The organism is Arthrobacter sp. Y3223164, assembly GCF_059091005.1.
The window spans coordinates 1-7712 of sequence record NZ_JBNHGF010000108.1 but is presented as its reverse complement, the minus strand read 5'-3'; the positions used below and the strand labels follow the sequence as shown (position 1 = coordinate 7712).

The following is a 7712-nucleotide window of genomic DNA, read 5'->3' as shown; positions in this document are numbered from 1 at the left end:
TCGGGTTACCCGAAAGGTCCCGGATGCCGCCGGTCAGCTGCACGGTGTAGGTGCGGTTGGCCAGCAGGTTGGCGGGGTCGAGGGTAGCCGTCCGGGTCGCGTCGTCGTAGCTGACGGTTGCGGTCACTGCCGTGCCGGCCGCGTTGGTGACCCGGAAGGTGGTGCCGTTGACTCCGGTGACCGGTTTGCTGAACGTGGCGGTGATGTTGCTGTTGGTGGCCACGTTGGTGGCGTTCACCGCCGGGGTCCGTTCGGTGATGACCGGCGCGGCTTCGGTGGTGAAGCTCCATGTGGTGGCCGTGATCGGGTTACCCGAAAGGTCCCGGATGCCGCCGGTCAGCTGCACGGTGTAGGTGCGGTTGGCCAGCAGGTTGGCGGGGTCGAGGGTAGCCGTCCGGGTTGCGTCGTCGTAGCTGACGGTTGCGGTCACTGCCGTGCCGGCCGCGTTGGTGACCCGGAAGGTGGTGCCGTTGACTCCGGTGACCGGCTTGCTGAACGTGGCGGTGATGTTGCTGTTGGTGGCCACGTCGGTGGCGTTCGCCGCCGGGGTCAGTTCGGTGATAACCGGTGCGGCCTCGGTGGAGAAGTTCCACGTAGTGGCCGGCAGGGCATTGCCCTGCAGATCCCGGATGCCGCCGGTCAGCTGCACGGTATAGGTGCGGTTGGCCAGCAGGTTGGCGGGGTCGAGGGTAGCCGTCCGGGTCGCGTCGTCGTAGCTGACGGTTGCCGTCACTGCCGTGCCGGCCGCGTTGGTGACCCGGAAGGTGGTGCCGTCGACTCCGGCGACAGGTTCGCTGAAGGTTGCGGTGATGTTGCTGTTGGTGGCCACGTTAGTGGCGTCCGCCTCCGGACTGCGCCCGGTCACCGATGGAGCCGGTCCGGCAGTGGTGAACGACCAACTGGTGGCAGCGAGTGGGTTGCCCGCCGCGTCCCGGATGCCGCTGGTGAGCGCAACGGTGTAGACCGTGTCGATCGCCAGGTCCGCCACCGGGTCAAGCGTCGCCGTTCGGGTCACTGGATCGTAGGTCACTGTGGCGGCGGTCGGTGCCGTTGCTTCCGCGGCCGTCAGCGTGGCCGTTGTCCCGGAGATGCCTTGGACGTCCTCGCTGAAGGTCGCCGTGATGTCGACCCCGACGGCCACGCCGGTTGCCCCGTCAGCAGGAGCGCGGTCCGTCACCGTGGGGCCTTCGGTATCGGTCAGCTCGATGGTCTGGTCGGCAAACCGGAGGCGCTCGACATTGGTGATGGTGTCGGTGCCGTCGTCCCCGCTGCCACGGACGTGCGCCACGGTCGTGACTCCGTCGACGGTGGTGATGTCGTATTCATCGAGCGCGCCGGAGAAGTTGGCGGTGTCGATGTCGGTCGGAGCCGCACTGTTGAGGATTTCCCGCACGATGACGACGTCGCCCGGGTCGATCCGGCCGGCCATAATATCGGCCTGGATGGTCTTCAGGCTGGTGACTGACCGCAGTTCAGCGCCCTGAGCGTCGCGTACGCTGAGCCGCACGTTCAGCCACTTGTCGCCGTCGATGACGTCATCCGCGCCGTTGCCCCAGATCTGGTCGCTCCCGGAGCCGCCGATGATGATGTTGCCGGCGCCGAACTCGGTGGCACCGGCGGGCAGCAGCTCGGCCAGGCCGGCAATCCGCTTGATGCCCTCGGCGTCGAGCGTATTGCTGAGGCCGGGCACCGCCACCTCGTTGTCGGGATCGGCCGGAATCACGTCATCGCCGCGCAAGACGTCGTCCTTGTCCCAGCCGGAGAGGGCCTCGACCAGCAGGAACCGGTCCTTGAGCGCGTTCGGGCCCTCCACGATGATCATGCGCATATCGGAATCGGCTGCCTCGACCGACCGGGCGTGGGTCACCCAGTCGAAGCCGTAGACGCCGTGATTGCGCTCGATCCCGGGACCGGCGACCATGACGTCGTCACCGCCCTCGGCATCGTAGTCGTCCTCGCCGCTGTCGCCGATGAGGACGTCGTGGCCGGGGTTGTTGATGTCGTCGAAGAACGGGGCACCGCTGTCGCCCTGGAGCAGGTCGTTCGCGTTGCCGCCTTCTTGCCAGTCATCGCCGCCGCCGCCGAACACCGTGTCCGGTCCGTCGCCGGCTATCACGAGATCATTGCCCTCGCCGGCGAAGGTCTGGTTGCCGTTGAGTCCGCCGTTGGAGAAGTCGTCTCCGTCGCCGGACATGATCACGTCGAGTCCGGGACCGGCGTCCATCGCGTCGTTGCCCGGCCCGCCCTTGATCACGTCGTCCCCGTGGGAGTCGGTGATCCGATCGTTGCCGGCGCCGCCCAGGAGGGTGTCCGCGCCGTCGTTGCCTTCGATGATGTCACTGCCGCCGTTGCCCCAGACGGTGTCGTTGTCGACGCCGGCCCAGATCCGGTCCGTCCCGTCTGCGCCGTCGGCATCGTCCTTGCCGTTATAGGTCGCCTGGGCGTTGAGGCCCGAGCGGTCCACGCTGTTGATGACGCGGTAGCGGATGGTGCCGTCCGCCATGCGGAGCAGCAGTGCTGACTCGTCGCAGGCCGAGGCGGGATCATCGGCCACATTGTTGCCCGTGGTGCCGGTGATGTTGCCCATCTCGAACTCACAGTCGGCGACGCCGAAGACGTCGGCCTTGAGCGCGGAAGCGTCGGTATTGCGCATCACCAGCTCGGCCATGGAGTTGCCTTCGAGCTGGGCCCGCAGGTTCAGGCCCGAGGTGCGGGACAGGTAGTAGAGACGGTCACCGTCCTGCAGGTCCGTCATCTGGCGTTCGAAGATGTAGTTGAAGGTGGAGCCGAGCAGCCCGCCGAAGAGATTCTGGGCTTCGGCCAGGCCCCCCACCCACAGATCGACCGTGTCCAAACCGGTCCTGGAGGCGCCGCCGTCGTTCTCCCACTCCCCGTTGCTGTTGACGAAATCGTAGGCATCGGCCGGAGTTTCGGCCGCCGGGTCGGGGCTCATGTCGAAGAGTTTCTGCGCCGCCGCGCGCTTGGCCTCGATGCTCGTCGCCCCGGTGATGCTGGGATGCGTGCCGTAAGCGGCCATAAAGTTGACCACCGAATCCGGATGCTTCAGCGCCTGCCCGAAGTCCACCCAGCTGCTGTAGGGCTTCAGGGACGACTCGCTGGTCTTCGCGTAGAGGTCCTTGCGGAAATTGTTCAGCGACGGGACGCCGGTCTCCCGGCCGCGGGCGATGTTGAGCGCGGCCAGGTCCAGGGGCAGCCCGAGCACGCTGTTGCGCAGCGTGTCGGTGACGAACTCGTCGAGCTCTGCGCCCACCTGGTCGGTCATGCCCATCGCGATCGCGCCTGCCGCCTGCTCGGGCGTCATCGTGCTGTCTCCGTTGGCGTAGTAGGCCGGTGGATTCAGGAACGCGTCCAGCAGCGGGAGGCCGATGTCGGCTCCGCTGTTGGTCTTCCGATCCACGGTGTCCGTCAGCATGGAGTGACCGAACCGGTAGGTCGCGTGGGCAAACTCCGCCTCGATCGCCGGGTCGATCGCCGTGTCCGACTGGGTGAAGACGTTGAAGGGATTGATGCCCGGCTGGATCTTTCGAGCGAAGTCCTCGAAGACGATGTGCTGGTACTCCATCTCCGTCACGAACCGTGCGGCCTGGAAGAGGCGCTCCCCGTTCCATTCGCCGTTGGGCAGCTTCCACTCGTTCAGGTCCAGGTTCAGGGACGTCAGCAGTTCTTCCATGTAGGTGACCAGCCGGTTGTGCTCCGAGTGGAAGACCTGGTGGACGGCGGTGAGGCCGATGTTCTCGTTCAGGCGGCCGTCGCCGCCAACGAAGTGCGCGTCGAGCATTTCGTCGTCGTACGTGCCCGGGTCCTGCCGGCCGCTGGTGGGCGTGATGCCGCCGTCCCCGTCGGGTGCCAGGGCCGCGCCCCGCGAGTCGAACGGTGCCGCGAAGTGGGAGATGTCGTCCAGGAACGCGATGCCGATCCGCTGGACATCCGCCGGCGGCGCGACGGGGTTCTCCAGGTTCCCTTCCACGAACTGCTTGTCCTGCGTGATGTACTGCGGCAGCCCGTTGGGGCCGCGCAGGAAGCGCCCGTACTGGTCGGTGGCCAGCATCGGGATGTTCACGACGTCGGCGTCGGAGAGCTTCAGGCCGAGCATGGACTCGGCCTGCGCCTTGATGTCCGCCCAGGTGGCCATGCCGCCGGGTTCGCCTTCGGCCAGTTCGCCGGTCGAGACCGGGTCGCCGTCCTCGTTGAGCTCGTACTCCCGGAGGAAGACGTGATGGGACGGATTCGACGAGTAGGTCTGGCTCTGGTCAACCCACGGAGAGTCCGTGTTCGTGGCGTTCTGGACGTCGTCGTCGGTCCCGAGCTTGCCGTCGGGGCCGGGCTGGTTCTCCGCCCGGTTGAGCAGCATGAAGTTCGTGGGCGAGCCCTCGACGTACAGCGGATCGTCCTTGGCCAGCGGCATCATGACGACGTTGCTGGTCTTCTTGGTGAAGTCGATGCCGTGGTCGAAAAACTGGCCGAAGAGGGCAAAGAAGCCGTTGTAGGGCGGCGAGAGCCCGAAGTCGGTGGTGACATTCGGGATGTCGAGTGTCTCGCCGTCGGGAACACAGTTCAGGGGCAGCCCCTCGTCGTCGCAGGGGACCGCCGTCGGGCCGTCGTTCACCGTCCGGTGCGCCTTGCCGGCCGCGGCGATCGCGGCCGGATTGGTGGAGGTCTGGTCCACGATGACGTTGCTGACGAAGCGCGGGTCCGCGTCCCGGATCATCGGAACGTTGACCGACTTGTACGACTGCCCGCCGGCGGTGGCCCGCCATTCCGGTTCTGCCAGCCGCGGGAAGGGCAGGCTGGCGGCGCCGAAGTGCCCTTGGTTGGGCACCAGGTTGTTGTCGGACCCGTCCACCGTGCGCAGCCCGTAGGGCAGCAGCGGATTGGCTATTTGGTTGGGGCCGGGGCCCAGGAGCGGCTGGCCCGGCACGGGTTTGCCCTCGGCGTCTTCCTTGGTGGCGTGGTTTTCCGCGATCTTGATTTGCTTCAGGATGAATCGCATGTCCCCGGCATTGAGGGTCAAGCCTTGGCCTACCGGCGCTGCCAACGCCGCGGGGGCGAGGGCGGAGGGCAGCACGCCCGCGCCCAGCACCAGCGCGGCGAGCCCGGCCGTAACTTTCCGGGGGAAGGATGGCCTCCCCTTGTCGGCACGTTCGGTGCCCCTCCTCGGTTGTGGATCGGTTGGTGCAGTAAACACGGTGACTCCCCTAGTCGAGTGATGTGTGGCTGGCCACAGCATCCGACGAGGACCTTGGGGAAATCCTTGAAGGCTCTTTCCGTCTACTTCCGGGCAGGAAAAAACCGGCCCCTTGCCCCCGGGCCTCCACGTGGAAGGCCGGGGGACAAGGGGCGGGGCGGCAGGCGGGCGGGGCGGTAGGCCCTCGGGGCGGCAGGCCCTCTAGACGGTCAGCTGCCGCTTCGAGGAGATCACACCCGTGTCGAAGCCGGCCAGGTGCAGGCCGCCGTGGAAGCGGGCGTGCTCGATCTTCACGCAGCGGTCCATCACCACGTTTAAGCCGGCGGCCTCGGCCTGGGCCGCAACCTCCTCGTGCCAGGAGCCCAGTTGCAGCCAGAGCGTCTTGGCGCCGACGGCCAGGGTTTCCTCCAAAACGGTGGGCAGGTCGTCGTGCCTGCGGAAGACATCCACCAGGTCCGGCACCTCGGGCAGGTCCGCCAGCGACTTGTACACCGGCTGACCCAGGATCTCCTTCGCCACCGGGTTCACGAAATACACCTTGTACGGCGAGCTGGACAGCAGGTACGTGGCCACGAAGTAGCTGGCCCGGCTCGGCTTGTCCGAGGCGCCGACGATGGCGATGGATTTGGTGTTGCGTAGGATGTTCAGACGCTCCGCGGCGGACGGGCCGATCCAGGTGCGTTCGGGTGTCGCGGTCACTTGGCGGCTCCTTCTTCGGCTTCGATCAGTTCTTCGACGGACTCGACTACGCGCGTTCCGGGCTCTGTCCGGGGGGAGCGCTCCGCCGGGATCGCGCAGGACTCGCCGGCATAGCTGGGCGAGGCGAACTCGGAGCTGTCGAACGCGGCGTCCTCATGGTCGCGGCTGGGGCCGTGCTCGGCGCCGGCCTGCTGCGAGGCGGCCAGCGCCTGGTCCAGGTCCCAGAGGATATCGTCCACGTCTTCCAGGCCCACGGAGATGCGGATCAGGTCCTCGGGCACGCCGGCGGCCACGAGCTGGTCGGCGGTGAGCTGCTGGTGCGTGGTCGATCCCGGGTGCAGCACCAGGGTGCGGGCGTCGCCGATGTTGGCCAGGTGGCTGGCCAGCTGCAGCGACTCGATGAACTTCTGGCCCGCGGTGCGGCCGCCCTTGACGCCGAAGCTGAACACGGATCCCACGCCCTTGGGCAGGTACTTCCGGCCCCGCTCGTAATGCGGGTGCGCGGGCAGGCCGGCGTAGCTGACCCAGGAGACGCGCTCGTCGGCTTCCAGCCATTCGGCCACGGTGCGGGCGTTGGCCAGGTGCTCGTCCATCCGCTGGGCCAGCGTTTCCACGCCCTGCAGCAGCTGGAACGCGGACTGCGCGGACAGCGACGGGCCGATGTCGCGCAGCTGCTCGGACCGGAGCTTGGTGAGGAAGCCGTACTCGCCGAAATTGCCCCACCAGGACACGTTGCCGTAGCTGGGCACCGGCTCGGTCATCTGCGGGAACTTGCCGTTGCCCCAGTTGAAACGCCCGGATTCGACGACGACGCCGCCCAGGGTGGTGCCGTGGCCGCCCAGGAACTTGGTGGCGGAGTGGATCACGATGTCCGCGCCGTGCTCGATCGGTCGGATCAGGTAGGGCGTGCTCAAGGTGGCGTCGACGACCAGGGGGATTCCGGCGTCGTGCGCCACAGCGGCCAGGCCGGCGAGGTCCGCGATGTCGCCCGACGGGTTGGCCACGATCTCCGTGTAGACGGCCTTGGTGTTCTCGCCGATGGCCGCGGCGAAGTCGGCGGGGGCGTTGGAGTCGACGAAGGTGGTCTCCACGCCGAACCGGCGCAGCGTCACGTCCAGCTGGGTGATGGTGCCGCCGTAGAGCTTGGACGAGGCCACGATGTGGTCGCCCGCGCCGGCCAGGGCCGCGAAGGTGATGAACTCGGCGGCCATGCCCGACGACGTCGCCACCGCGCCGATGCCGCCCTCGAGCGAGGCGATGCGCTCCTCGAACGCGGCGACCGTGGGGTTGCCGATGCGGGAGTAGATGTTGCCGTACTTCTGCAGTGCGAAGAGGTTCGCGGCGTCGTCTGTGTCCTTGAACACGAACGAGGTGCTCTGGTAGATCGGTACGGCCCGGGCACCGTGCTCGGCGTCGGGCGTGCCGCCGGCGTGCAGGGCGCGGGTGCGGAAACCGAATGTGCGTTCAGCCATCAGGCGCTTGCTCCTTCAAAACTTGGGTTCCCGGGCAATGACGTCCTTGGCGGCGCGGGCGCCGTCGGGATCAAAGATTGCTTGCGCTCTCTCCATCGCTTCTGGCGGTAGCACCTTTCCGGTGGCGTCCGGATGGTTGCTGCGGTGTCAAAGAGCCAGATCTCTCAACCGCTCGGGATGGTCCCGTCCATTCTCGCAACCAACCGCCGCGGCAGCAAAGAATGTTGAGCCGCGTTGCGTCCGGGGTTGGGGCGCCCGTGCTTGCGGCGGGCGCCTTGCGGTCGCCCGGCTTGTGAATGCCCGGCACGACGGCGGTGCCGGCCGCTCGCGGTCCG

Annotated in this window: 3 protein-coding genes and 1 riboswitch; all 3 genes read right to left on the bottom strand. The window is 67.5% G+C overall.

All coding sequences use genetic code 11. The annotated features are described in order from the left end of the window. Positions 1–5206, bottom strand: a 5206-nt coding sequence (locus AC5RUJ_RS07705; RefSeq protein ID WP_494127715.1) for an Ig-like domain-containing protein, incomplete at its 3' end; no start/stop codon positions are given. 201 nt (positions 5207–5407) lie between these two features. After that, positions 5408–5905 carry a CoA-binding protein gene (locus AC5RUJ_RS07700; RefSeq protein WP_494127716.1) on the bottom strand — a complete coding sequence of 166 codons (498 nt, stop codon included), beginning with the start codon at positions 5903–5905 and terminating at the stop codon, positions 5408–5410. Then, positions 5902–7377, bottom strand: coding sequence for an O-acetylhomoserine aminocarboxypropyltransferase/cysteine synthase family protein (locus AC5RUJ_RS07695; RefSeq protein WP_494127717.1), 1476 nt, complete (start codon positions 7375–7377; stop codon positions 5902–5904). The genes AC5RUJ_RS07700 and AC5RUJ_RS07695 overlap by 4 nt, the downstream gene beginning before the upstream one ends. An 89-nt stretch (positions 7378–7466) precedes the next feature. After that, a riboswitch (SAM riboswitch) is annotated at positions 7467–7561 on the bottom strand. Between the last annotated feature and the right edge of the window lie 151 nt (positions 7562–7712).

Excerpts from the sequence above, each read along its gene's own strand:
- AC5RUJ_RS07695 (WP_494127717.1), bottom strand. The coding sequence starts at position 7,377 with ATGGCTGAACGCACATTCGGTTTCCGCACCCGCGCCCTGCACGCCGGC.